Below are 22725 nucleotides of genomic sequence, written 5' to 3' on the forward strand. Positions count from 1 at the left end.
AACAAACTAATAAAACGTTGGCCTAATAAACCACGGTTTATTAATGACGGAAATGACGCATACCAGTGAAGACCATCGCCATGCCAGCTTCGTCAGCTGCAGCAATGACTTCTTCATCACGCATAGAGCCGCCAGGCTGAATAACGGCTGTAATGCCAGCTTGAGCAGCCGCATCAATACCATCACGGAATGGGAAGAATGCATCAGATGCCATAACAGAGCCAACCACTTCTAAGCTTTCATCAGCGGCTTTAATTCCAGCGATTTTCGCGCTGTAAACGCGGCTCATTTGGCCTGCACCTACACCAATTGTCTGTTCTGCTTTCGCGTAAACAATAGCATTAGATTTAACGAATTTAGCCACTTTCCAAGCAAACAATAGATCTTTTAACTCAGCTTCGCTAGGTTGGCGCTTAGAAACCACTTTCAAATCAGCTAAAGTGATGTTGCCATCGTCACGGTCTTGAACCAACAAGCCGCCGTTAACACGTTTGTAATCTAGTGCAGCAGGCTTATCTTTTGACCATTGGCCACATTCAAGTAAGCGAACGTTTTGCTTAGCCGCCACAATGTCAGACGCTTCTTTGCTGACGCTTGGTGCGATGATGACCTCAACGAATTGGCGATCAACAATAGCCTGTGCTGTTTTTGCATCAAGTTCTTGGTTGAATGCAATAATGCCGCCAAAGGCTGATGTTGGGTCTGTTTGGAAGGCTAGATCGTAAGCTTCAAATTGAGTTGCTGCTGTTGCAACGCCACAAGGGTTCGCGTGTTTAACGATAACACAAGCAGGCTTGTCGAAGCTTTTAACGCACTCAAGAGCCGCATCGGTATCCGCGATGTTGTTATAAGACAGCGCTTTACCTTGAATCTGTTTTGCTGTGCTAATAGAAGCTTCTTTAGGATTGGCTTCAACGTAGAAGGCGGCTTTTTGATGAGGGTTTTCACCGTAGCGCATTTCTTCTTGTTTGTTGAATTGTAGGTTAAAGGTGCGAGCGAAATCTTCGCTGCCGCCTGCTACTTTTTTGCCTAGGAAGTTAGCAATGGCACCATCGTAGTGTGATGTGTGTTCGAAGGCTTGAACAGCAAGGTCAAAGCGCTGATCAAACGTTAAACCGCCATCGGCTTTAAGGGAGGCCAAAATGCCTTCGTAGCTAGATGGAGAAACTACGATAGCAACGTCTTTGTGGTTTTTTGCAGCAGAGCGAACCATAGTTGGACCACCGATGTCGATGTTTTCGATCGCCATTGGTAGGTTGCAATCAGGGCGTTCGATCGTTGCTTCGAATGGGTAAAGGTTAACGACCACCATGTCGATTTCTTCGATGCCGTGTTCTTTCATGATGGCGCCGTCGATGTCACGACGACCAAGAATGCCGCCGTGTACTTTAGGGTGTAGGGTTTTCACACGGCCATCCATCATTTCAGGGAAGCCTGTGTAGTCAGACACTTCTGTCGCTTTAACGTTGTTGTCCAATAAAAGACGGTAAGTACCACCGGTTGAAAGAATTTCAACGCCTTGAGCGGCTAATTCGCGTGCAAAATCGACAATGCCTGCTTTGTCGGAAACACTGATCAGCGCTCGTTTGATTGGAGTTACTGTATTTTGATTTGCCATCATGGTTCTCGCAGTTAATTTAACACTAAATAAACAAGGGGAAGATAAGACGAAAAAAAGGGCGAATTCGCCCTTTTTTCTTTGTGCTTATAGCATGCCGTATTGCTTTAACTTCTTGCGAAGTGTACCTCGGTTTAACCCAAGGATGGTGGATGCTTTTGTTTGGTTATCCTTTGTGTAGCTCATGACAGACTCTAGCAAAGGCGCCTCAACCTCGGCTAAGACTAACTGATATAAGTCTGTTATTGGCTGCCCATCAAGATGGGCGAAATAGTTTTGTAGGGCTTTTTCAACATTGTCACGTAGGGTTTGTGACTGCTCTGAAGAAGCGGCTTGAAACGTATGTGTATGAGTTTGTTCTACCACAGAATGACCTTCTATTTTTTAAAGCTAACCATGTATTAATGTGTGTTGATCATTATAGAGAAGAGTGATCTAACTCTTCGTTTCTGATGATCATGACATTAATGTGTAAGGTTCGTTTGCCTATTGGCAAACAAAGAACTCTTCCAATTTATCAAGCTGTTCTTGCGTATTATCAATACGATTAAACAAGCTGCGAAATTGTGTTTTATCCGCTAACGTTTGCAAGTACCAACCAACGTGTTTGCGAGCAATACGCACGCCTAAATAGTCACCGTAAAACTGGTGTAAAGCGCTTACGTGGTTAATAACAAGCTGCCTCACCTCAGATAAAGATGGAGGTGTTAACAATTCATTTGTTTGTAAATAATGGTTTATTTCGCGAAAAATCCATGGTCTTCCTTGAGCGGCTCGGCCAATCATAATAGCGTCCGCTTGGGTGTAATCTTTCACAAATTTTGCAGACTGCGCGTCTTTGATATCCCCATTGGCAAAAATAGGAATAGTCAAATGATGTTTGATTTCTGCAATTGTGTCGTATTCAACTTGTCCTTGGAATTTGCATTCCCGTGTTCGTCCATGAATTGCTAATGCTTGAATACCAATATCTTCAGCCATTTTTGCTATAGCAAGACCGTTTTTCTGATCGAGACTCCATCCAGTACGAATTTTTAGAGTAACTGGAACAGAAACACTATTTACAACTGATTCCAGTATTTCACGAACCAAGGTTTCATCTTTTAGTAATGCAGAGCCAGCGGCTTTATTGCACACTTTTTTCGCAGGGCAACCCATATTGATATCAATAATTTGAGCGCCAAGTTCAACATTTTGCTGAGCGGCTTCGGCCATCATTGCGGGATCACCACCTGCGATCTGAACGGATCTTGGTGAGACTTCTGCGTCGTGTATTAGACGATGGCGGCTTTTAGTCGAGTTCCACAGGCGAACATCAGAAGTAACCATTTCTGATACGACCAAACCTGCACCTTGGTCATGGCAAAGGCGGCGAAAAGGCAAATCCGTTACTCCAGCCATAGGGGCAAGAATGACAGGTTTGTCAACGCAATATGGGCCAATAGCAAATGCCATGATGTTCCTGAATACTGGATTGAATGTTAAAGATCGTCGACAGTGTCGAGCGGGCGTGAATAATACCTAGGCAATCGTCATTTTTGAAGTCTTGACAGCATAAAAACTGACTATTTTTTGTTCTTTTTTTTAGCTTAGTAGTAAATCAACGCAAAACTAGTAAGAGCGAGTGTCTGCAGAGAAGGATCTAAGCTGATGAGTGACAGCGCGAGCGCCTGGGTCTTGGATCGGAATGACTAGGTGTATAGGAGTATTTGGTGGCATATAGGTGATATCAAGGAAGTCTTTGTGTAAATAATCGCTTGGCGCAAAGAGTCTTGCTGCAACGGGCTGGCCGTTTAAATCGAAAAACTCCAAAGCAATTTTAGGCATAGGTTGTGAAAAATCACTGGTGTTTGTAATTATGGCGTTAACCAGCAAGGTGTTTGGAATAGTGGGATGACTTTGTATTCTGACGTGTTGGATAGTGATAGCGCTGATGTCTTCAAAACCTGGTAGTACGCAGCCAGAGTATGAGCATAAGGTTCGGTAAAGAGATCTGAAATTAGATGAGCGGCTGCCTTCATCAAAAAAGTGCATGGCAATTTGAGCGGTCAACAGTGCTGCTCCAAACAAGGTAGCGAAAAACCATAGCCAAGGGTGAGATTTCTTCTTGCGAGAGGTTTCTTCTGACTCCCCCAGTAGTGGTGCCAAACTTTGTTGGGCAGACAGTTGTTCTAATATAGAATGTTTGTTCTTGATATCAGACGGTCGTGTTTGTTCGGCAGCAGATTGGGCTAGCGAGTGCAGTGCGACCATGTAATCAGGTTCTATATGTGGCTCTGCTGTTTCTGCTTTGGCTGAAGTTGTGGTGCTTTTCGGTGTAGGCTTTTTTGTATCAACAGTATGAGATGTCGACTTAAGTGCTGCTTCAACTTCTGCTAATTCAACTTCCCATGGTGCAGGATCATCTGCCTTTGGTGGTGCTTCTTTAGTGGTGTTGGCCTCTGCGGCTGTTTTTTTAGAAGTTGAATTGCTTTCTGACTCTTTCTCTTTTTGAGATGGCTCTTTTTTATGGCCAAGAGGGTAGAGGTCTTCATCATCAAATAGAGTGTGTAGCCAATCTGGATTGACGATCTCATCAGCGGGAGTGAATTGCTCTTGGTTTGGATTAGTGTTGCTTTGATCGCGTGGCGCTAATGGCGGAGGTGATAAGTCTGATTGAGCTAAGTTTTCTGCTAGCGCTGTTTCTTTAATTGGTGCTTTGTTTTCTTGGCTGACTTCGCGCTTTTGCGTTCTCTCAGGTTGCTTAAGAATATTGCCCGCGTCGAAAATATGGAAGCATTGCCCACATCGTACTTTCCCCTTGGCCATGCTTAATACCTCGTCGCTAACACGAAATGCAGTAGAACATTTTGGGCATCGAGTGATAAAGCTATTGGCCATGAGGTGTATTTTCCTGTTTAAGCGTTACTAAATGGGTGTTATGCGTGTTTTGTTGCCACAATACGAACCCATTCTTCCTTTTCGGTAATGTCGTCAATCGTAAACCATTCTTGATAAGCTTCAATGACTTCCTGAGCTTGGTTTGCAAGAATACCGGACAATGCTAATCGCCCATTCTTTTTAACCAGTGCTGAAATAGTTGGAGCAAGGTGAGCCAGTGGGCCTGCTAAAATATTTGCTACAACGATATCCGCTTGTAAGTCAGATTCATATGGTGGCAGTTTGACTTCAATTCTACTTGGATCAATCTTGTTGCGTTCAGCATTGGCTTCAGTTGCTTGAACGGCTTGTGGATCTATGTCAATTCCTACCATGTTGGTAGCGCCAAGCAATAAACCTGCAATACCTAAGATACCTGAGCCGCAGCCATAGTCGATAATGGTTTTGTCTTGGCAATCGATGCTGTCTAGCCATTGCAAGCACAACGCCGTTGTAGGGTGTGTGCCTGTACCAAATGCCAAGCCTGGGTCCAGCATTAGTGTTACCGCTTTTGGATCTGGGACTTCTCTCCAGCTAGGACAAACCCAAAGACGTTCGCCAAATTGGATCGGGTGATAGCTGTCCATCCATTCACGTTCCCAGTCTTTGTCTTCAAGTATCTCTATTTTCATATCGATATCGGATTCATCGATAGAAGTGGCTTTATGTTCAATAGCGGGACGAATATGTTCTATGTCTGCATCGGCTTCAAATAAGCCTGTGACTTTTGTGTTTTTCCAAAGCGGTGTTGTGTTCAGGTCAGGTTCGTAAACCGGATCATCGTGAACGTCTTCAAAGGTGACAACCAAAGCGCCGCAGTCAAGAAGAGTGTCTTCAAAGGCTGGGACATGATCGGGCGTGGTATGGATACAAATTTGAAGCCAAGGCATAAAGTGGAGTCCAACAATAAACAAACAGGAATAGAATAACGAAGCTTGGGGCGAGAGGCGAGAGGAAAATGATTGTCCCTAGTGATTTAGTGACCACTAGGGACAAAACTGCAGTCTTTATAGACCGAGTTTTTTCTCCAAATAATGGATATTAACGCCACCAGCAATGAAGTTAGCATCATTGACTAGGTCTTTTTGAAGCTCAATGTTGGTTTTAATACCATCGATGAATGTTTCATCTAGAGCGCCAGAAAGGCGTTTTAGTGCAGCAGTACGATCCGGTGCATGACAAATGATTTTAGCGATCATGGAGTCATACGTTGGCGGTACCGAGTAGCCGCTGTACAAATGAGAGTCGACACGAACACCCATGCCGCCTGGTGCATGGAAATATTCCACTTTACCTGGGCAAGGCATGAAGGTTTTAGAGTCTTCTGCGTTAATACGAGACTCAACTGCGTGGCCGTTTAACTTAATGTCTTCTTGTTTCAAAGACAGAGGCAAGCCGCTAGCAATACGAAGTTGCTCTTTAACGATGTCTACACCTGTTACCATTTCAGTAACAGGGTGCTCTACTTGAACGCGCGTGTTCATTTCGATGAAGTAGAAGTTACCGTCTTCGTACAAGAATTCGAACGTACCTGCACCGCGATAGTTGATCTTAATACAAGCATCAACACACGCTTTTAGACAAGCTTGGCGAGATTCTTCGTTTAGCATTGGTGCTGGCGCTTCTTCCAATACTTTTTGATGGCGACGTTGCAATGAGCAATCGCGATCGTAAAGGTGGATTGCATTACCTTGTCCGTCAGCCAATACTTGTACTTCGACGTGGCGTGGGTTTTGAAGGAATTTTTCCATGTAAACCGTGCTGTCACCGAAGTAAGAACCTGCTTCAGATTGCGTGATACTGATAGATTTTAGTAGGCTGCCTTCGTTGTGAACAACGCGCATACCACGACCACCACCACCAGCGGCTGCTTTTACGATAACCGGAAAGCCGATCTCATTAGCAATACGGATACACTCTTCAGGATCAGAAGGTACTGGACCGTTTGAGCCTGGAACCGTTGGTACACCGGCTTCTTTCATCGCTTTAATTGCTGAAACTTTGTCACCCATTAGGCGGATGGTTTCAGCTTTAGGGCCGATGAAGGCAAAACCAGAGCGCTCTACTTGCTCTGCGAAATCCGCATTTTCTGCAAGGAAACCGTAGCCTGGGTGAATAGCTGAGGTATCTGTTAATTCCGCAGCGCTGATGATAGCTGGAATATTTAAATAACTCTGAGCTGATGGATTTGGCCCAATGCAGATAGATTCGTCTGCAAGGCGCACATGTAATAAGTCACGGTCAATCTTAGAGTGAACCGCAACGGTTTTGATACCGAGTTCTTTACACGCACGTAAAATACGTAGCGCGATTTCGCCTCGGTTAGCAATCAATACCTTATCGAGCATGATGAAACCTTTGCGTTGGATTAAATGATAGTAATAAGAGGCTGGTCGAATTCAACTGGCTCGCCGTCTTCAACAAGGATCGCGCCAATTGTACCAGACTTATCTGCTTCAATTTGGTTCATCATTTTCATTGCTTCAACGATACAGATAGTATCGCCAACGTTAACTTTTTGGCCTACTTCGATGAAAGGCTTAGCACCTGGTGCAGAAGACTTGTAGTAAGTGCCGACCATTGGAGAGTTTACAGTGTGACCTGCGATAGCAGCAGGTGCTTCAGGTGCTGCAGTAGGAGCGGCAGCTGGGGCAGCAGCAGGTGCTGACATCATTGGAGCGGCCATCATAGGTGCTTGTACAGGAGCACCACCACGACTAATACGTACAGCTTCTTCGCCTTCTTTAATTTCAATCTCGTAGACGTTTGATTCTTCCAAAAGCTCGATTAGTTTTTTGATTTTACGAATGTCCATGGTTACTCTCTTCTGTCTGAAATTAATGGTTCAGTGATTGTGTGACCCACTGATTATTATAAATTTGTGTATTGCTTGCCTTGTCCAGCAAACAGGGCTTTTATAAAAATATGTAATGTAAAAGCTTGTAACGCGAAATTATCGGTAAAAAGCTTGATATTGTCCAGTTATGCGGCAAAAAAACCAAAAATTGTTTGTAGTGTATGGTTTTTGATCTATAGTAAACCTTGTGTCTGTGTTCTTTTGTTTATGGTTGCAAAATAGCATCTAAGCGGTTGATTAACGAAGACTTTGACGGTTCTCCCATTATGGTTAATGCTTTACGTTCGTTTCCTTGAGGGTCTAAGAAAACCAATGAGGGCGGCCCATATAAATTAAACTTTTTCATCAAGGTTTTGTTGTCCTCTGAATTCGCAGTAACGTCGACTCGTACTAATTGAATATTATTGAGCCTAGATGCAATATCAGGCGAGGCAAACATATCCTCTAGCACTCTACAGCTAATACACCAGTCAGCGTAAAGGTCTAATACAATTGGTCGAGTGTCTTGATTGGCGACAATGCTATTAAGTTCTTCCAAACTTGTAATGGTTGCGTCAAATAATTTCACTTCTTTTGAATCGATGGAGGTGGTGACGAGCTTTTTCAAGGGCTGTAAAGGCGAATGACTACCAGTAGCCCCGCCAATGAATTCAATACAGCCCACAACGAATAAAACTAATGCCAAGAACCAACGCACCGGATGAGATGCTAGGAGATGAGCACGGTGAATGAAATAACCACTTATGCCGAGTGCCAGAAAAGCCCAGAGATATAAGTGGCTGTATGTTGGCAGCCAGCGAGTCACTAACCAAATCGAGATGGCAAGCAAGCCAAAGCCCATCATTACTTTGATATCTTGAAGCCATTCGCCGCTTTTAGGTAAGGCTTTAGGGCCAAACAAGCCAACTAATAGTAAGGGTATGCCCATGCCAAGCGCCATAACAAATAGCATTATCGCGCCATACCAAGCATCGCCTTGGCTGCTTATGTAAAGCAAAGCGCCTGCCAGTGGTGCTGAAACGCAAGGGGAAACAATTAAGGTGGCCAACACCCCTGCTAGAAAAATGCTCGCGGTTGATTTCCATACCGATGATGTTTTTTGTCCTGACATTTGAAGGTGTTGCTGCCATGCGCTGGGTAAGCGGATTTCGTAAACACCAAACATGGCCAGAGCCAGTAAGGCAAAAACAATAGCGCTAGACATTAATAGAATAGGGTTTTGTAATTGAGCCTGTATGTTGAACTGAAGACCGAAAATGCCAACCAATCCACCAATAGCAGCATAAGTTAGCGCCATCGCCAGCACATAAATCAAGCTGTAGTAAAAAGCGCCCAACTTCGAATTACGTGTACCAATCACGATGGCGCTGACAATGGGAACCATAGGCAGTACACAAGGCGTGAAAGATAAGAGCAGCCCCAACACGAAAACCGCTAGTAGCGTTGTCCAAGTATTGTTTGATCCGAATAATTGGCTAATAGATTTTGCATCAGAAAGAGTTGGTTGATTGGCGGTGGTCTTGCTGTTGGGTTTCTTGTCGTTAATTGTTTTGCTGTTAGTCGATTTATCATTGGAAAGTGCTGCATATTCAGTGCTAATTGCCGGTACAGTGAATTGAATTGGCATGTTTTGCGGTGCGTAACATAAGCCTTTATCTGCACAGCCCTGATACGATAAAACTGCGTTAATCTGTGTTCCTTCAGCTAGTGTAATGTCGTAATAAATAGGCAGAGTAAATTGATCTCGGTAAACGATTACGTCACCATAATAAGCGTCGTGTTTTGCTTCACCTGAGGGAAAAGGGGAAAAGTGCAGTTTATCCGCGTGTTGACCAGACAAGTTAAACTGTTCTTGATATAAATAGTAACCGTCATTAACTTGCCAGTTCGCTATGAATTTTCCATCTTTTGGCTGTGAAACAGATAATTGGAACGCTTGGTCGACGGGTAGAAAAGTGGGCTTTGAAAAAGCAGACGTTGCCCCAAATGTAAAAGCCTGAGTAACGCTGTGGAAAGTCAGTAAGAGCAAAAAAGCAAATAGGCGCATAAATTTACAATCTAATTTCACTAAGGTAAAGGTGAGGTGTAGACTACCAATCAGTCTTTACGTTGCCAATCTCAAGGGGAAACATTGAGTAAAAATCGTATCTTAATTCTCATTCTTGTGCTTTTCATGACAGGTTGCCAGCAAAATGTTAAAACATCAGCTGAAAAGCCACCAATTCCCGAAAAAAAGCAAGATAATGTAGTAGCCGTATCTGCTGGTGTTGACGATAAAAGCACAGTTCAGGATGTTGTTACCACCTCGTCGCCGGCGCAGAGTGTAGAAAAAACATTAACTACATCTGAACAGCTGACACAGCACTTGATTGAAAAAGGTGAAGGTGCCTTAGCTGCTGAACGTTTGTTGACGCCTGTAGAGGACAACGCCAATCTTTATTTTCAGGCGGCACTTGGCCGAGATCCAGGCAACTACCGTGCAATACTAGGTATCTCCACCATTGTAGATGTGTATACGCAATGGGCTTGGGAGTCTGCGCTGCGCCGCGAGTACGCAAGATCCTCGCGTTATATGGATTCAGCTAAGTCGGTAAACCCTGAAGACCCTACCATAGAAGAAATGACTTCACGTATTAGCGACTTACAAAAAAGACGCGCTCAAGTGGCGAAGGTGAGTAAAAAGCAATCTAGCCAGCCGTCATCAAAAGAAGCGCCAAAACCGCTGACCGAAGGGCAGTATTTATTGCCAAAAACTCTTTTTAGTATGACAGAAGACGAGATAATCTCTCACATTCAGCCTATTATAGATAAAGTGGCGCAAGCAGATCGGCCGCTTGCTATTTACTGGCCAAATGACAAAGAAGCGCGATTGATTTATCAGATTATTAACAGTCGAGTAACAGAATTTCGTGTACGTGCGATGACTTATCATCGTGCAGATTACATGGTTGAATTACAACAAGATTAAGGTAGGTCAATAATGTCGTGGTTAACGAATAAGTTTAAGAGCTTAACGTCCATTATCAACTTTTCAGGCATGGGAAAAATCATAGCGGCTGTCCTCGTGGTTGTTGCAATACTGTTGAGTATTTTAGGTATGTATTGGAGTAGCGAACCGGATCAATTTGATGTGGTCGCAGCAGCCAAAGAAAAAGCCGCAGCGCAAGGCTATTTAAACAACAGTAAAAAGTTAGTGACTGGGTATACCACAGCCAGCACTTTACACAGCATTATCGAAACCTTGCTGGATAAACCAGGTGGTTTTATCAGTAACGATATCATGCCGCCGGGTGTCTTTATGGACAACATGCCTGCATGGGAATTTGGTGCATTAGTACAGTCTCGTGACTTGGCACGTGCATTTCGTAAAGAGTTCAGCCGTTCACAGTCTCAGTCAACAGAAGACGTAAACTTAAAAATCGCCGAACCGCAATTTAACTTTGATACCAGAAGCTGGGCACTGCCTTCTAGTGAAAGTGAATACCGCCGCGGTAATAAAGAATTAATGGAATATTTAGACCGCTTAGCAGGACCAAGCAACAACAAAGCGCAATTCTATGCGCGTGCAGACAACCTTGCTGATTGGTTATCGGATGTTAGTACTCGCCTTGGTAGCTTGTCTCAGCGCTTATCTGCTAGCGTGATTGATGATAAGCCACAATTAGAGTCTGAAGAAAATAGCCGCTACGTACGTACACCTTGGTCAAAAGTCGACGATGTATTTTATGAAGCTCGTGGCACAAGTTGGGCACTTATTCATATACTTCGTGCGATTGAAGTGGACTTTGTCTTCGTACTGCAAGATAAGAATGCGTTGGTAAGCTTACGTCAGATCATTCGTGAGCTAGAAGCCACTCAAGCCAGCATTTGGTCTCCGTTCATCCTAAATGGCAGCGGCTTCGGCGTACTTGCAAACCATTCATTGGTTATGGCGTCCTACGTATCTCGTGCCAATACAGCCATCATCGACTTGCGTCGTTTGCTTGAGCAAGGCTAACCCTTTCGTGTCAAAGAACACCTGCAGCGGCATTCGTTTAGCAAACTTAGACGATGCCCCTGTCATATTAAGCATCTTCCAACATTGTGATCCATTTGCCATCAAGGGGCGCAGGCAACAACACATCAATCTAATCGATGTCATGGATTGGATTGAAAGCATCACTGGCACTCATCCCATGCTGGTGCTCGAAGAGCAAGGCAAGGTTATCGCCTGGTGCTCCCTCGAACCCTTCTACGGACTTCCAGCATTTGATGCCGCTAGCGAAATTAGCCTCTATGTCCACCCTGAAGAGCAGGGTAAAGGCGTCGGAACACAGCTTATCCAGTACCTAGAAACTCAACGAACAGAGCTTGGCTTTACACACCTCGTTGCCTACATCTACGCCAGTAATATAGAAAGCCAAAGCTTCTTCAAACGCCATGGGTTTGAACAATGGGGGCTGCTTCCCAATATTGCCCAGAGCGAACAGGTCAAAGAAGACGTGCTTATTCTTGGAAGAGAGTTTTAGTTTCTTATTCTCTCCCCTTATGTCTTCCAAAGGGTTAGGGTGGGGTTATTCTCTGCTTTGGATTCCATTCAAACGCTTTGTATTCGCAATCTTTTTCCGTTGCTTAAACGCCATAAAGTCGCGCAACTTCGTCGCGTCGAACTGGCGTTATGTGTGATGTCGATTTTTGTAGGGCGAGATGAGGGAGATACGACCGCTTTCTGTAATATAAGAGCGCCGTTCACATGTAGGTCGCGCCTTTAGGCCGACAATCAGCTCATTATAACGGTATTAGTCTATTTTTAAAATAAACGCATTTTTGCGCGTTTAGCCATTTTAAATAAACCAGTTGTGCGCGTTTTGTGCTGGCGGTAAGTAAGAAAGTCTCCTAATATCAATGAATAAGAATCCACTGAGCAGAAATAACGCGCTGTGGATAAAAGGAATAACATGCATGCTCGTTTTTCCAGTTTTAGCTTTTGTTAATATCTCTATTAATGGCTTTATGGTCAAAGACTTATACAGATATTAAGAAGGTTTTTGAAATGTGTAAACGCGCATGCGCATTAACAAAATGTTAACCCCTTAAGTAAACAATGGAGATGAATAATGCTAAGCCATTCATTTGAGGATTTGGCTCAAACCTTTAGGGTTCTAGTTGAAGCACAATTCAGATTAGGTCAACTCATTGCTGTAGATAGGCCTGAAGCTGTAGGTAATATTGAAACAGCAGTAAATTCAATGCTAAACGCATTTGCAAACTTATATGACTTAATGCAGCAAGAACTTGATTCTCCAGTAGATTGGTATGCCACACCAGAGTTATGTCTAATACTTGCTATTCGAAATGCAAGACACCATAACAATGCTAATCGAATACGAAGTATATATAATTATCACGTACATAACTCATCTTCCCCTACAGATACTTCAAGATACTTTTACGTAAACTTTCCTGCGTCTCCTGATGAAGAGGGGGCAGGTTTCTTTGATGTGGGACTATCTTGGGGCGACTTATCGTTGCTCTTAGAAATGCCTAGAAATCAATCTAGGCTTAGAAGTAGTGCCAGAGATTTGATTCGGAACTATCTAAATGCAGATCAATTTGAAGCTGATGCAGCAGCAGTAGGGTTAACAAGCGAAGATATATTTATTAATTTCGTTCCTTTAGCTACAAATGCTGGTATAGCTTTATACCCCTTTATCAGAGAGCATATACAAGCAGCCTCAACGGAAGCATCTGCATTCTTATCGCACTTTGAAACGACATCTCCCGCTGTTACGAGCAGCCATGATAGTAGTGAAATAGAGTTTATGCTTCCTGCTTAAACAGAGGTTAACAAGGCAAAGCGCCGGAAGCAGCAAGCTGCTCCGGTGTTTGCAGCGTTAGCCGTACGGGGTCAGTTAATATGAATTTAGATATTTCGGAAAAGCAAAAGCTATTAGAGCCATGGTTGTCGGTTATCGGCTTGCTTACTGTCATGTGGACTCCAATAGAACGGAAAATTGATAAATGTGTATTTCTTCTTTTATCTTCAAAAGGAAATGGTAAACAGCCGCTTAGCCTAAATCGAAAGCTAGATTACATTAAACAGAGCTTGTCTCAGTCAATGGTCTGTAACCTTGATATAGATGAAATTATCCAACTCACAAAGGGAACAGCTCAGGTACGAGATGTATGTGTTCATGGTGTGATAGACAGTTATGACGATAACAAAATGGTTATCGGGAAAGTGCAAGGCAAATCGAACGACTTTCACATAGAAATGTTCACATATGACCAAGCAAGACTTTTCTCTGCTGGTAATAATCTGAATGTTTTGTATGAAATATGGGAAAAGATTTGTACGGACTTGAGTGCGAGATGAAAATACGGCTAACAAGAGCAAGCATCAGACTAACTAATCGCTCTGGTTCTTAGTTAGCTGCTGTTGCAAGCGTCAATAAGGAAAGAAATAGAGGATGGAGAAGGAAACATATAACTACTATCAATCATCGCTTGAAAAATTTGATTACTTCATCCTCGGCATTATCGTAGTGGTATGTGGTTTTCTTACAAAAGAAATCAACTTTGCACCAATTGGCCTAAACATAGAAACGATGCAGCTATGCTCTTTGCTTATTTTTGGTATTTCTGGAATTGCATCATTTAAAAGATCCGAATATCAGATACAGCAATATAAATTCAACTATATCCAGCTAGTTGGTAGGCGAATCGGTAGTGTTGAATCTGAGGTACTTACTGAAGATAAGCTAAACAGAATTTTAAGGAAATCTTATATTTGTTATGTTCTGAGAAATTCCTGCTTGGTTGCAGGTTTTTTTAATTTACATCTTGTCAAAAGTGCTTGGTGCATATGTCCACGCTTAACAAGTCAATTAACTACGCGCCTACGGCGCACCTGATTTGGGCGTTACAAGTCTAAAGTACTTGAGCCCACGCCCTACAAAATGAAAGCTCCGCTTTCATCGGCGCATCACGGTCGTACCTCCCTCATGTCGCCCTACGTTCTTTGGGTTCCATCATTGAATTCACCATGAAGTCAGTTCGACGCGACGAAGTTGCGCGAATTTTTGGTTACTTTTTGGGCGCCAGCAAAAAGTTACCCGCTCAGCAGAGCGGAAAAAAGCTCCCAGCTAAAAGCCATTGAGAGGAAGCAAATATACTTTAAAAAACCAAAGAAATAACCCCTCCCTAACCCTCCCCTGGAAGACATAAGGGGAGGGAATAAAGAAGGTTTTGCAGTTAAAAAGGACAAGCCGCGACGAACGCCACCCAGGCTTTGGTGAACGGATGTCTGAACTCTAGTCTATAAGCATGCAGCAATAACCGAGGGTCATTCTGAAACGCTGGGTCATAGAATTCATCACCAATTATTGAGTGTCCTAGGCTTTGCATGTGGACGCGAAGTTGGTGAGAACGACCAGTAAAAGGTACGAGTCGAACACGGGTAGTGTTGTCTTCGTAGGCCATTTTTTCCCAGTAGGTGATGGAGTCTTTGCTCCATTCGTCTGTACAGATGATTTGTCTGGGTCGATTGGGCCAGTCACAGCGCAGCGGTTTCCGCACTTCGCCTTTCTCACCCAAAAGATGACCGCGCAGCAAGGCGCGGTATTCTTTTTTGACTTCTCTCTCACGAAAATGCGCATACATGCGCTTTTGACATTCGTGGGTTTTCGCCACGAGTATTAAGCCTGAGGTGGCTTCGTCCAAGCGGTGGATAGCAAAGGCTTCGCCAAATAAACATTCTGCTCTATGCAAGATAGAGTCAAGCTTATCTGGGCCGCGACCAGGCACAGATAAGCAGTTAGCAGGTTTGTTTATGACTGCAAACCATTCGTCTTCGTACAATATCTCTAAGCGAGATAATTCTAAACTCGGCACGGCATCCTGCACAGGGTGTTATTCCGGTTTCGTCGTTAAGATAATACGAATCGCATCCAAGCGGATTTGGTGTTCGTCGATACGAGTCAAACCTTCCTGCATGTTGGTTTCAAGGCGTTCAATGTCTTCGTCACGAATGGTGTTGTTGAAGGCTTTTAACTCCACTAGACGTTCGATTTCATTCTGACAGCGATGTTGGTAAGACGTTTTCGCTGCGTGAACGATCGGACGCGCTTGGTCTTGAGCATTTAACTGGTGCGCCTGAAGAACTTCAATAAGGTTCTTTCGCAATGCAGCAACCCATTGTTCCGCGACTCGGTTTGGCACGCCTTTCAGTTTTTCTGCCCATTTATCGGCAGTAAATTGCTGATGGAGGAATTTGCCATTGGAGTCAGACAATTGCCACATTGGTGTCATTGGCAGAGATTGCGCCAATTTCAAACGCGGGTGAGCGGTCGCTTCGATGACGAACATACTTTCTACCAATACCGTGCCTTCAGGCAATGCTGCGATTGGTAAGATAGCCGAAGTCAGCTTGCCAGAGTCAAAGCCTTGGACTTCGTCCATAAGCATTGTTATAAGTGGGTGTTCCCAAGTTGCGAACGCCACGTCTTCACGTTGGCTGGCTTGACGGCGATCAAGCATGAGCATTTTACCTTCTTCCTCAATGCCTGGCAGGGCTTCTAGCATCATGTCGGTAGAAGGGCGCAAGAACCAAGCTGCACGATCAGGGTCATCATTCATGCAGTCTGCATAGATGTTAAAGGCGTGAGTGACTTGCTCGATATAATGGTGCAGGCCTTTTGTTGCTTGGTTGTTAATCTGATCGATTAACGCACGGGCTTGTTCTGGACGGCATGAGCTCATTTCTAGCAGGCGATTACGGCCTTCTTCCATCTGTTTTAGCAGCGCTTCGTGATATATGTTGGCTTCTTTAAGAAGATCAGTGTCATCATCTTGACCATGAAGGTAAGCGTGTAAGCTGTCACCAAAAGCTTCTTCAACTTTGTCACCAGAACCGGTAGTGCGGCAGAAGGCATTTAGGGCGTGGTGATACCAGTGGAACAAGCGCTCTTGTACACTTTGTTTGATGTATGGCACGTGGATTTGTACGTCGTTTAGTTGCCCTAGACGATCAAGGCGACCAATGCGCTGTTCTAGTAAATCAGGGTGCTCAGGCAGGTCGTACATGACGATGTGATGGCTGAACTGGAAGTTACGGCCTTCACTGCCGATTTCAGAACATACCAAAATTTGCGCACCGTCTTCGTCTGCGAAATAAGCCGCTGCACGATCTCGGTGGATAAGTGGCATTTGCTCATGGAAATCGGCGCTTTGGAAACCAGCAAAAGTCAGTTGGTCATTTAGCCACTGTGCCATGTCTGCACTGTGACAAATTACTAGGACTTTGTCCGCTTGGCATTCTAGGAATTCCTTAAGCCAAACCCAGCGAGGATCTTTTTCCCACAAGCCATCGGATACTTCGGTTTCTGGTTGTATGTGACGATTGGCAGATTCGAAGTGTTCATTGTTTTCTAATGGGTAAGAATGAAGGTAACGATCAGGGAAACCACCCACAGCCGCCCGTGTATTACGGAACATTTCACGGCCTGTTCCGTGACGGTCAATCAACCAGCTAATGGCTTCTTTCGCGGCAGCGGTTTGTTCTGCGCCAGATTTGGTGGTTAGATCTTGGAACCAGTCTTTGGCGCTCACTTCAGCGAGGTACGAGCCAAATGCCGCTTTCCAGTCCAATGCTTCAGGTGAGCTGTTTTCTTGGCTAAATGGCAATAAAGATTCAGCCAGTTCAGCGGCTTTTTTAAATTCTCTTTGCTGAGCTAGGTAGTGGTCGAAGTCATGGTAATGATCGGCATCTAAAAGCTGTAGGCGAGAGAAATGTTCACGCTCGCCCGTTTGTTCTGGCGTTGCACTCAATAGCAATAGAGACTCTGTTTGTGCGGCTAAACGAGCAACCACTTGGTAGCCAATGCTCGGTGTTTCTGGGTGCCAAGCGAGGTGATGTGCTTCGTCAACAATAACCATGTCCCATTCAGCGTCTAACATGTGTTGGGTCGCTTTCGGGTGCTGGCTTGCCCAGTCGATTGGTGAAATTACGAATGGCTGCTGCTCAAAAGGATTGTCGTCGCCTTCCATGAAGTCTTCGTAGACAGATTCGTTGATCAGTGAGAAAGGCTGATGGAAGCGGCGTAACATCTCAACCAACCACTGATGTTGCAAGTTGGTTGGTGTCAGAATAAGTACGCGCTTACAGAGTCCGTTGAGTAGGCGCTGATGCAAGATCAAACCTGCTTCTAAGGTTTTACCCATCCCAACTTCGTCACACAAAAGTGCACGTGCTTTTGGACGATTGGCTATGTCGTGAGCAAGGTAAATCTGGTGTGGCAGAAGTTCTGCTTTCAAGCCCATTAAGCCGCGTACTGGCGATGCTGCATTGGCTGCTTGGTGTTCAAGTGTATGGCGACGTAGGTCGAACCACATGCGACGAGCGGGCGACAGTGCCAATAAAGAATCAAGCTCGTTCTTGTCGTTACGTGGAAATTGAATGATGGATTCTTCTAACCAATCATCGTCGTCATTGATACGATATTCGATCAGGTCGTCAATTTCTTCTACTTCCAATACCGTGTAGGTTTCGTCTTGGAAATGAAGTTGGTCACCGACGGTTAGTGTGCGTCGAACAAGACTGGTCTGGTCATTTGAGTATTGACGATCCGCTTCCGCATCCGGGAAGTGCAGGGTAAAAGACTTGTTTTGTGTGTCTACTATCATGCCTACGCCGAGATCAGGCTCGTTGCGGCTACTCCATCTTTGTCCAGTTTGGTACATAGTTAGTCTTTTTCCGGTTCAATTAAAGTTAAGCTACCTTGGCATAAATCCGTCAATGCGGTTTTATGTTCAGGCCAAGTACGTTCAATAACAGCAAGATCAATAACGATATTGTCGCTGTATGTTTTATTGGTTATTTCTATATCGCTCTGTTCTAGCCAATATTCAACCTTTCCCAATAAAGGGTAGGCGATTTTTAGCTGAACGGGGCTGCGTGGGTACACATTTTCATATTCTGTTTGCGACAGGGCTTCTTGTACGGCTTGGCTATAGGCTCTGACTAAGCCACCAGCACCGAGTTTTATACCACCAAAAAAGCGCGTCACGACGACGGTAGTTTCCCCAAAATCGGAATGTTGTAACACATTTAACATGGGTTTACCTGCCGTGCCTTTCGGCTCGCCATCATCACTTTGATCCCATAAATGCGCATTGTTTGGCATACCTGCAATAAAAGCCCAACAATGATGGTTTGCATCAGGGTAAAGCTGGCGCATTTCTTCGATAAAAGCCTTTGCTGCATCACGGCCGTTAGTACGGCAAACGGTGGTGATGAACTGGCTATTTTTTATTTCTAGATCAAAGCGTTGCGTGTGTGTTGGGCTTAGGTAGTAATCCATGTAAACTTATCGAAACCTTATTGCGACGGCTTTGCGCGCCAATATCGTATTAAAACAGACATTTAAAATAGCGAGTTTAAATTTATATGACAGATTGGCTTTCGCAATCAGTTTGGGTGTTATCGGGCTTTTGTATCGGCGCGATTCTACTGTCTGGCATTGCTGTCGGTATTGTACAGGCTATGCGCCGCCAGTGGCAGCACACACAAGAAAAAATGCAGCAACAAAATGAGGAATTACAGCGTCTTTTAGAGCAATCGAAAGATCAGATCCATTATTTGGAAAAAGAGTCGCTGACTTTGGAGCAACAATTCGCTGCTGCACAAAATGTTTGGCAAGAAAAAGAAGCGTTTTACCGCGAGCAAAAAAAGCAAAATGAAACGGAATTTAAACAAATGGCTCATGAGATTATGAGTCAGCAGGGGCAACAATTGGCGAAAGAGAATGAACGTCAGTTAGGTTCTTTACTAACGCCGCTTGGCTCGCAGATCCAAAAGTTTCAGGAAAGCGTAGAGAAGAGCTATCAAGAAGAAGCCCGTGAACGGTTTTCTTTGGTGAAAGAGATTAAAGGTTTGCAGTTACTGAATCAGAAAATTAGTGATGATGCAGTGAGCTTAACCCATGCTTTAAAAGGTCAAAACAAGCTGCAAGGTGGTTGGGGTGAGGTGATTCTTGAGCGTATTTTAGAGCGTTCTGGGCTAGAAAAGGGTCGTGAGTATGAGACACAAGCGTCTTATCAAACATCGGAAGGTCGACGTCTGCAGCCAGACGTGGTGATTCATCTTCCTGAAGGTAAGCAGATCATTGTTGATTCTAAAATGGTGCTGATCAGTTATTTGGCTTATATGGAAGCGGAAACTGATGAAGATCGAAATCGAGCGTTAAAACAGCATTTGGATGCGGTACGACGCCATATGAAAGAGTTAAGCGCCAAAAATTACCATGATCTGCCGGGTGTGACGTCACTGGATTTTGTGTTGTTGTTTATCCCTATTGAGGCGGCGTTTGGTTTGGCGTTACAGGGCGACAATGGTTTGTTCAGCGAAGCCTTTGAGCACAATATTATTATCGTCGGACCGTCCAATTTATTAGCTACATTACGTACCATTCAAAATATTTGGCGTAACGAAAAACAGAGTCAAAATGCCATTGAAATCGCTCGTCAGGCCGGTGCCATGTACGACAAGTTTTCAGGCTTTGTGCAAGATATGGATGACATAGGTAGTAAATTAGATGCGGTGAGTCGTACTCACGAATCAGCGTTGAAAAAGCTAACCGCAGGGCGAGGAAATCTGGTCGCTAGAGCAGAGAAACTCAAATTGATGGGGGCGAAGACGAGCAAGGCCTTGCCAGTGGAGTATCTCAACGACGATGTTTTTACCGATGAACCTAATGAGTAATTGAATTTTTTCGTGTTTCATCGCTCGTTGTTTTTTGCGTAAATTGTAGGTCGTGCCTTTAGGCCGACAAAAAAGCTCTCAATACAAGATCAAAACCTTCTTCACGAGAATGACGTTTTGTTGTGCTAAAGCACGCCCCAAAAAGCTAATAACGACATTTTAGGCCTTGTCGGGATAAATCCCCGACCTACAAAAAACCATGGCCGATTAACTTTCACGGAAGGTCCAAAGCACGGTGGCTTTGTTGATATAGCTCGTTGTTTGTAACTCCTGCAAAATTCTTGCTGTCAATTGCGCTAGGTCGGTACCTTCGGGAGTGTTGGCCGAGTTTGCAATGATTTCTAAATCAAGTTTGTTATTTAAATAGTGCAGGCGAGAGTTTGGTATATCCACATAGCCTGAATGCTGGCGCAGTAAAAAGCCCAAATCGGCCAATATTTGATGGCGTGCTGGTAGTTTTAAATGTGGTGGCTTTCCAGATTTGTGAGTAAAACTGTCTGTCTGGATTGTTTCATCTGTATCCACGTGAACCATCACATCTTCTACTTGTGAGTGCGCTTGCTTGATAGTGTAAGCGACCAAATCCCCAAGGTAGTGACCTTCACTGACGCTCGCATGGCTGGGCACATGGATGTGCATGTCTAGGTAAATTTTTCCCGCCATGGATCTTGCTCGCACGTCGTGAGGCGCCATGACATGTTTTAGGCTGTTGGCGGTATCTTTAATTTGTGCAATGAGCTTTGGGTCCGGTGCGGTATCCACAAGTTCAGCAAGGTTTTCCCAGACCATACTGATAGCCATTTTGCCTATTAATAGAGCGACAATAATGGATGCCACCATGTCTGCCCAGCCATAGCCAAAGTAAACACCAATCAAGCCAATTAATACTGCTACAGAGGAAAGCGCATCACTACGGCTGTGCCACGCATTGGCAACCAACATTTTGCTGCCAATTTCATCACCGGCTTTTTTTGTGTAGTGGAAGATAGCTTCTTTCACTGCGATGGTTGCCACTATGGCAGTAAGTCCGTACCAAGTTAATTGGGCTTGTGATTGTTCTGCATTGATGGCTTCGTAGCCAATGCCAAACGCAACCACGATAAGTACCATGCCTAGAAAAACGGTGGTTAATGTTTCGAATCGAAGGTGTCCGTAGGGGTGGTTTTCATCTGGCCCTTGGCGTGAGTTTGCTGAAGCAAAATAGACAAATACGTCTGTGACTAAATCTGATAAGGAATGGATTCCATCGGCAATAAGGGCTTGTGATTGTGAAAAGTAGCCCGCGACAATTTTTGCTAATCCTAATAGGGCGTCCCAAACCGCGCCAACCAGAGTCACTCTTTTGGCAATATCTTCTTCTTTTTTAAGTGTTGTCATGCAGTTAGGGACCTATTTTGATATGCGACAATATGATGGGGGCTATTTGTATCGTTTTCTTAAATTGACTTAATTTATCTAAAGTTTTTAAGAAGGTTTAAAAAATTAAGTGGTTGATTTTTATTTTGTTTTTAGCTTCTTTTTCTGGTTGCTCTGACGTTTCAATATTCTAAATGACACATCAGGGTGTTTTAAATTTTACGGTTTTTTATTGAGTGTTTTGTCAGATTGCCTTGTTATCTGGCTTTGCGAATGTTCTCCCCAAGCTTATCCACGATATCTGTGGAAAAGCTTGGCAAGCCCAATGAAAATGGCGCTTTAATTGATTTCAAACCACAAGCAATAGGAAGTAAAAAACTCTCTCATGGTAAGAGACATTAGGGAGAAGTTTGCATCCATGTCTGATAAACCACCACCTTGAGAGTCATTAAATGCTGCTTCTTTTAGTGCGTCATCAAATTTAATTTTGCGTAATGTTAGGTCGTCATGAAGTACGAAGCTTAGTTTATCTGTCCAACGTAGGCCTAGGTTTTTCACTGCCATGCCTTGCTGCAAATGACGTGTAACGTCTTCAGATAAAGGCTCTAGAGACTTAAAGCGAATTGTTGCTTTGTCTTCAGACGCGTCTTGGATTTCACATTCGTCACCGGTTTCTAGGCTAGCTGGCACTTCATTTTTTACTAGCCAATCCGTCATCAGTGATGACGGTGAAACCTGTGCTTGCAAAGGCGTCATTGGGAAGCTGCCAAGCGTCGTTTGCAAGTGCTTAAACAACTGTTCTGTCATGCTGGCGTTTGTGCTGTTGAGAACCAGTATTTTGGCTTGCAAATCAATGTATGCCCAGATGTCTGTGCGCTTAGAAAAGGCTTTCGGACGAAGAGTAAAAACCAATTCGTCTTTCATGTCGGATTTTTCTTTACGACCTACTTTGCGACCTTCAATCAATTCGATTTCAGCCACTTTGGCTTCCAGTTCTTCCCGTACCACGGCAGAAGGCAAAACTTTTTCTTCTTTACCTGCACGGAATAGCAAACAACGGTCACTTGCTAAGCTCCATTGTTCGCTGTTACGAATAAGTGGAAGCCAGCCGAAAGAGAACTCTTCTTGAGATCCGCACTCTTTTAATGGGAACTCAGGAATTTTGTCGATGAGTTCATTGGTATCTAGTGATTCGGTATCTTTTAGTTGGAATATCTGGGCGTTCTTGAACCACAT

19 protein-coding genes are annotated in these 22725 nt (G+C 44.1%); 6 read left to right on the forward strand and 13 right to left on the reverse strand.

The window, feature by feature from the left end:
• Positions 1-40 precede the first annotated feature (40 nt).
• The 8 genes from purH to dsbD all read right to left on the reverse strand — a co-directional run bounded on the left by purH (position 41) and on the right by dsbD (position 9441).
• Entirely contained in the window at positions 41-1618 is a 1578-nt protein-coding gene (purH, locus tag JSY38_RS16010) for a bifunctional phosphoribosylaminoimidazolecarboxamide formyltransferase/IMP cyclohydrolase (RefSeq protein ID WP_205116907.1), read from the reverse strand.
• Between the two features lie 87 nt (positions 1619-1705).
• A complete protein-coding gene (fis, locus tag JSY38_RS16015) occupies positions 1706-1984 on the reverse strand; it encodes a DNA-binding transcriptional regulator Fis (protein WP_012070668.1) in 279 nt (92 codons plus the stop codon).
• 120 nt (positions 1985-2104) lie between these two features.
• Positions 2105-3073 carry a tRNA dihydrouridine synthase DusB gene (dusB, locus tag JSY38_RS16020; protein ID WP_239544008.1) on the reverse strand — a complete coding sequence of 323 codons (969 nt, stop codon included), beginning with the start codon at positions 3071-3073 and terminating at the stop codon, positions 2105-2107.
• 156 nt (positions 3074-3229) lie between these two features.
• Positions 3230-4498 carry a zinc-ribbon and DUF3426 domain-containing protein gene (locus tag JSY38_RS16025; RefSeq protein WP_205114138.1) on the reverse strand — a complete coding sequence of 423 codons (1269 nt, stop codon included), beginning with the start codon at positions 4496-4498 and terminating at the stop codon, positions 3230-3232.
• 38 nt (positions 4499-4536) lie between these two features.
• Positions 4537-5427 carry a 50S ribosomal protein L11 methyltransferase gene (prmA, locus tag JSY38_RS16030; RefSeq protein ID WP_114411933.1) on the reverse strand — a complete coding sequence of 297 codons (891 nt, stop codon included), beginning with the start codon at positions 5425-5427 and terminating at the stop codon, positions 4537-4539.
• 117 nt (positions 5428-5544) lie between these two features.
• On the reverse strand, positions 5545-6885 hold the full coding sequence (gene accC, locus JSY38_RS16035) for an acetyl-CoA carboxylase biotin carboxylase subunit (RefSeq protein ID WP_114411934.1): 1341 nt from the start codon (positions 6883-6885) through the stop codon (positions 5545-5547).
• Positions 6886-6905: 20 nt separating this feature from the next.
• A complete protein-coding gene (gene accB, locus JSY38_RS16040) occupies positions 6906-7352 on the reverse strand; it encodes an acetyl-CoA carboxylase biotin carboxyl carrier protein (protein ID WP_205114140.1) in 447 nt (148 codons plus the stop codon).
• Between the two features lie 247 nt (positions 7353-7599).
• A complete protein-coding gene (gene dsbD / locus JSY38_RS16045; protein ID WP_205114142.1) occupies positions 7600-9441 on the reverse strand; it encodes a protein-disulfide reductase DsbD in 1842 nt (613 codons plus the stop codon).
• Between the two features lie 84 nt (positions 9442-9525).
• On the opposite strand from dsbD, the gene JSY38_RS16050 reads away from it, so the two are divergent.
• The 5 genes from JSY38_RS16050 (at position 9526) to JSY38_RS16070 (ending at position 13749) form a co-directional block, all read left to right on the forward strand.
• The gene (locus tag JSY38_RS16050) at positions 9526-10362 is read left to right on the forward strand and encodes a hypothetical protein (protein WP_205114144.1); all 837 of its coding nucleotides are present in this window, start codon (positions 9526-9528) and stop codon (positions 10360-10362) included.
• A 12-nt stretch (positions 10363-10374) separates the two neighbouring features.
• Positions 10375-11391 (forward strand): DUF2333 family protein, encoded by a 1017-nt coding sequence (locus JSY38_RS16055; protein WP_114411938.1) that lies wholly within the window; start codon positions 10375-10377, stop codon positions 11389-11391.
• A 7-nt stretch (positions 11392-11398) separates the two neighbouring features.
• A complete protein-coding gene (locus JSY38_RS16060) occupies positions 11399-11902 on the forward strand; it encodes a GNAT family N-acetyltransferase (RefSeq protein ID WP_239544010.1) in 504 nt (167 codons plus the stop codon).
• A gap of 588 nt (positions 11903-12490) precedes the next feature.
• On the forward strand, positions 12491-13210 hold the full coding sequence (locus JSY38_RS16065; protein ID WP_205114148.1) for a hypothetical protein: 720 nt from the start codon (positions 12491-12493) through the stop codon (positions 13208-13210).
• An 80-nt stretch (positions 13211-13290) separates the two neighbouring features.
• Positions 13291-13749, forward strand: coding sequence for a hypothetical protein (locus tag JSY38_RS16070; protein WP_205114150.1), 459 nt, complete (start codon positions 13291-13293; stop codon positions 13747-13749).
• An 878-nt stretch (positions 13750-14627) separates the two neighbouring features.
• Here the strand turns inward: JSY38_RS16070 and JSY38_RS16075 are convergent.
• The 3 genes from JSY38_RS16075 to JSY38_RS16085 are packed head-to-tail and all read right to left on the reverse strand — an operon-like array spanning position 14628 to position 18733.
• Positions 14628-15278, reverse strand: a complete 651-nt coding sequence (locus JSY38_RS16075) for an RluA family pseudouridine synthase (protein WP_239544012.1) — start codon at positions 15276-15278, stop codon at positions 14628-14630.
• Positions 15279-15284: 6 nt separating this feature from the next.
• Positions 15285-18113: an RNA polymerase-associated protein RapA gene (gene rapA / locus JSY38_RS16080; protein WP_205114152.1), complete on the reverse strand. Its 2829-nt coding sequence runs from the start codon at positions 18111-18113 to the stop codon at positions 15285-15287.
• A gap of 2 nt (positions 18114-18115) precedes the next feature.
• On the reverse strand, positions 18116-18733 hold the full coding sequence (locus JSY38_RS16085) for a YigZ family protein (protein ID WP_205114154.1): 618 nt from the start codon (positions 18731-18733) through the stop codon (positions 18116-18118).
• An 86-nt stretch (positions 18734-18819) separates the two neighbouring features.
• Between JSY38_RS16085 and JSY38_RS16090 the strand changes: the two genes are divergently transcribed.
• Positions 18820-20133: a DNA recombination protein RmuC gene (locus JSY38_RS16090; RefSeq protein ID WP_205114157.1), complete on the forward strand. Its 1314-nt coding sequence runs from the start codon at positions 18820-18822 to the stop codon at positions 20131-20133.
• Between the two features lie 207 nt (positions 20134-20340).
• Here JSY38_RS16090 and JSY38_RS16095 read toward each other — a convergent pair whose 3' ends face one another.
• Together JSY38_RS16095 and JSY38_RS16100 are read right to left on the reverse strand one after the other, a co-directional pair.
• Complete coding sequence (locus tag JSY38_RS16095) at positions 20341-21510, reverse strand: cation diffusion facilitator family transporter (RefSeq protein WP_205114159.1); 1170 nt, start codon at positions 21508-21510, stop codon at positions 20341-20343.
• A gap of 318 nt (positions 21511-21828) precedes the next feature.
• The gene (locus JSY38_RS16100) at positions 21829-22725 is read right to left on the reverse strand and encodes a recombination-associated protein RdgC (RefSeq protein ID WP_114412779.1); all 897 of its coding nucleotides are present in this window, start codon (positions 22723-22725) and stop codon (positions 21829-21831) included.

It is taken from the genome of Marinomonas foliarum, from assembly GCF_016906065.1.
In the GTDB taxonomy this organism is placed as follows: domain Bacteria; phylum Pseudomonadota; class Gammaproteobacteria; order Pseudomonadales; family Marinomonadaceae; genus Marinomonas; species Marinomonas foliarum.

Coding starts and splice junctions, on each gene's coding strand:
- purH (WP_205116907.1), bottom strand. CDS start 1,618: ATGGCAAATCAAAATACAGTAACTCCAATCAAACGAGCGCTGATCAGT.
- dusB (WP_239544008.1), bottom strand. CDS start 3,073: ATGGCATTTGCTATTGGCCCATATTGCGTTGACAAACCTGTCATTCTT.
- JSY38_RS16025 (WP_205114138.1), bottom strand. CDS start 4,498: ATGGCCAATAGCTTTATCACTCGATGCCCAAAATGTTCTACTGCATTT.
- prmA (WP_114411933.1), bottom strand. CDS start 5,427: ATGCCTTGGCTTCAAATTTGTATCCATACCACGCCCGATCATGTCCCA.
- accC (WP_114411934.1), bottom strand. CDS start 6,885: ATGCTCGATAAGGTATTGATTGCTAACCGAGGCGAAATCGCGCTACGT.
- accB (WP_205114140.1), bottom strand. CDS start 7,352: ATGGACATTCGTAAAATCAAAAAACTAATCGAGCTTTTGGAAGAATCA.
- dsbD (WP_205114142.1), bottom strand. CDS start 9,441: ATGCGCCTATTTGCTTTTTTGCTCTTACTGACTTTCCACAGCGTTACT.
- JSY38_RS16055 (WP_114411938.1), top strand. CDS start 10,375: ATGTCGTGGTTAACGAATAAGTTTAAGAGCTTAACGTCCATTATCAAC.
- JSY38_RS16065 (WP_205114148.1), top strand. CDS start 12,491: ATGCTAAGCCATTCATTTGAGGATTTGGCTCAAACCTTTAGGGTTCTA.
- JSY38_RS16070 (WP_205114150.1), top strand. CDS start 13,291: ATGAATTTAGATATTTCGGAAAAGCAAAAGCTATTAGAGCCATGGTTG.
- rapA (WP_205114152.1), bottom strand. CDS start 18,113: ATGTACCAAACTGGACAAAGATGGAGTAGCCGCAACGAGCCTGATCTC.
- JSY38_RS16085 (WP_205114154.1), bottom strand. CDS start 18,733: ATGGATTACTACCTAAGCCCAACACACACGCAACGCTTTGATCTAGAA.
- JSY38_RS16090 (WP_205114157.1), top strand. CDS start 18,820: ATGACAGATTGGCTTTCGCAATCAGTTTGGGTGTTATCGGGCTTTTGT.
- JSY38_RS16095 (WP_205114159.1), bottom strand. CDS start 21,510: ATGACAACACTTAAAAAAGAAGAAGATATTGCCAAAAGAGTGACTCTG.
- JSY38_RS16100 (WP_114412779.1), bottom strand. CDS start 22,725: ATGTGGTTCAAGAACGCCCAGATATTCCAACTAAAAGATACCGAATCA.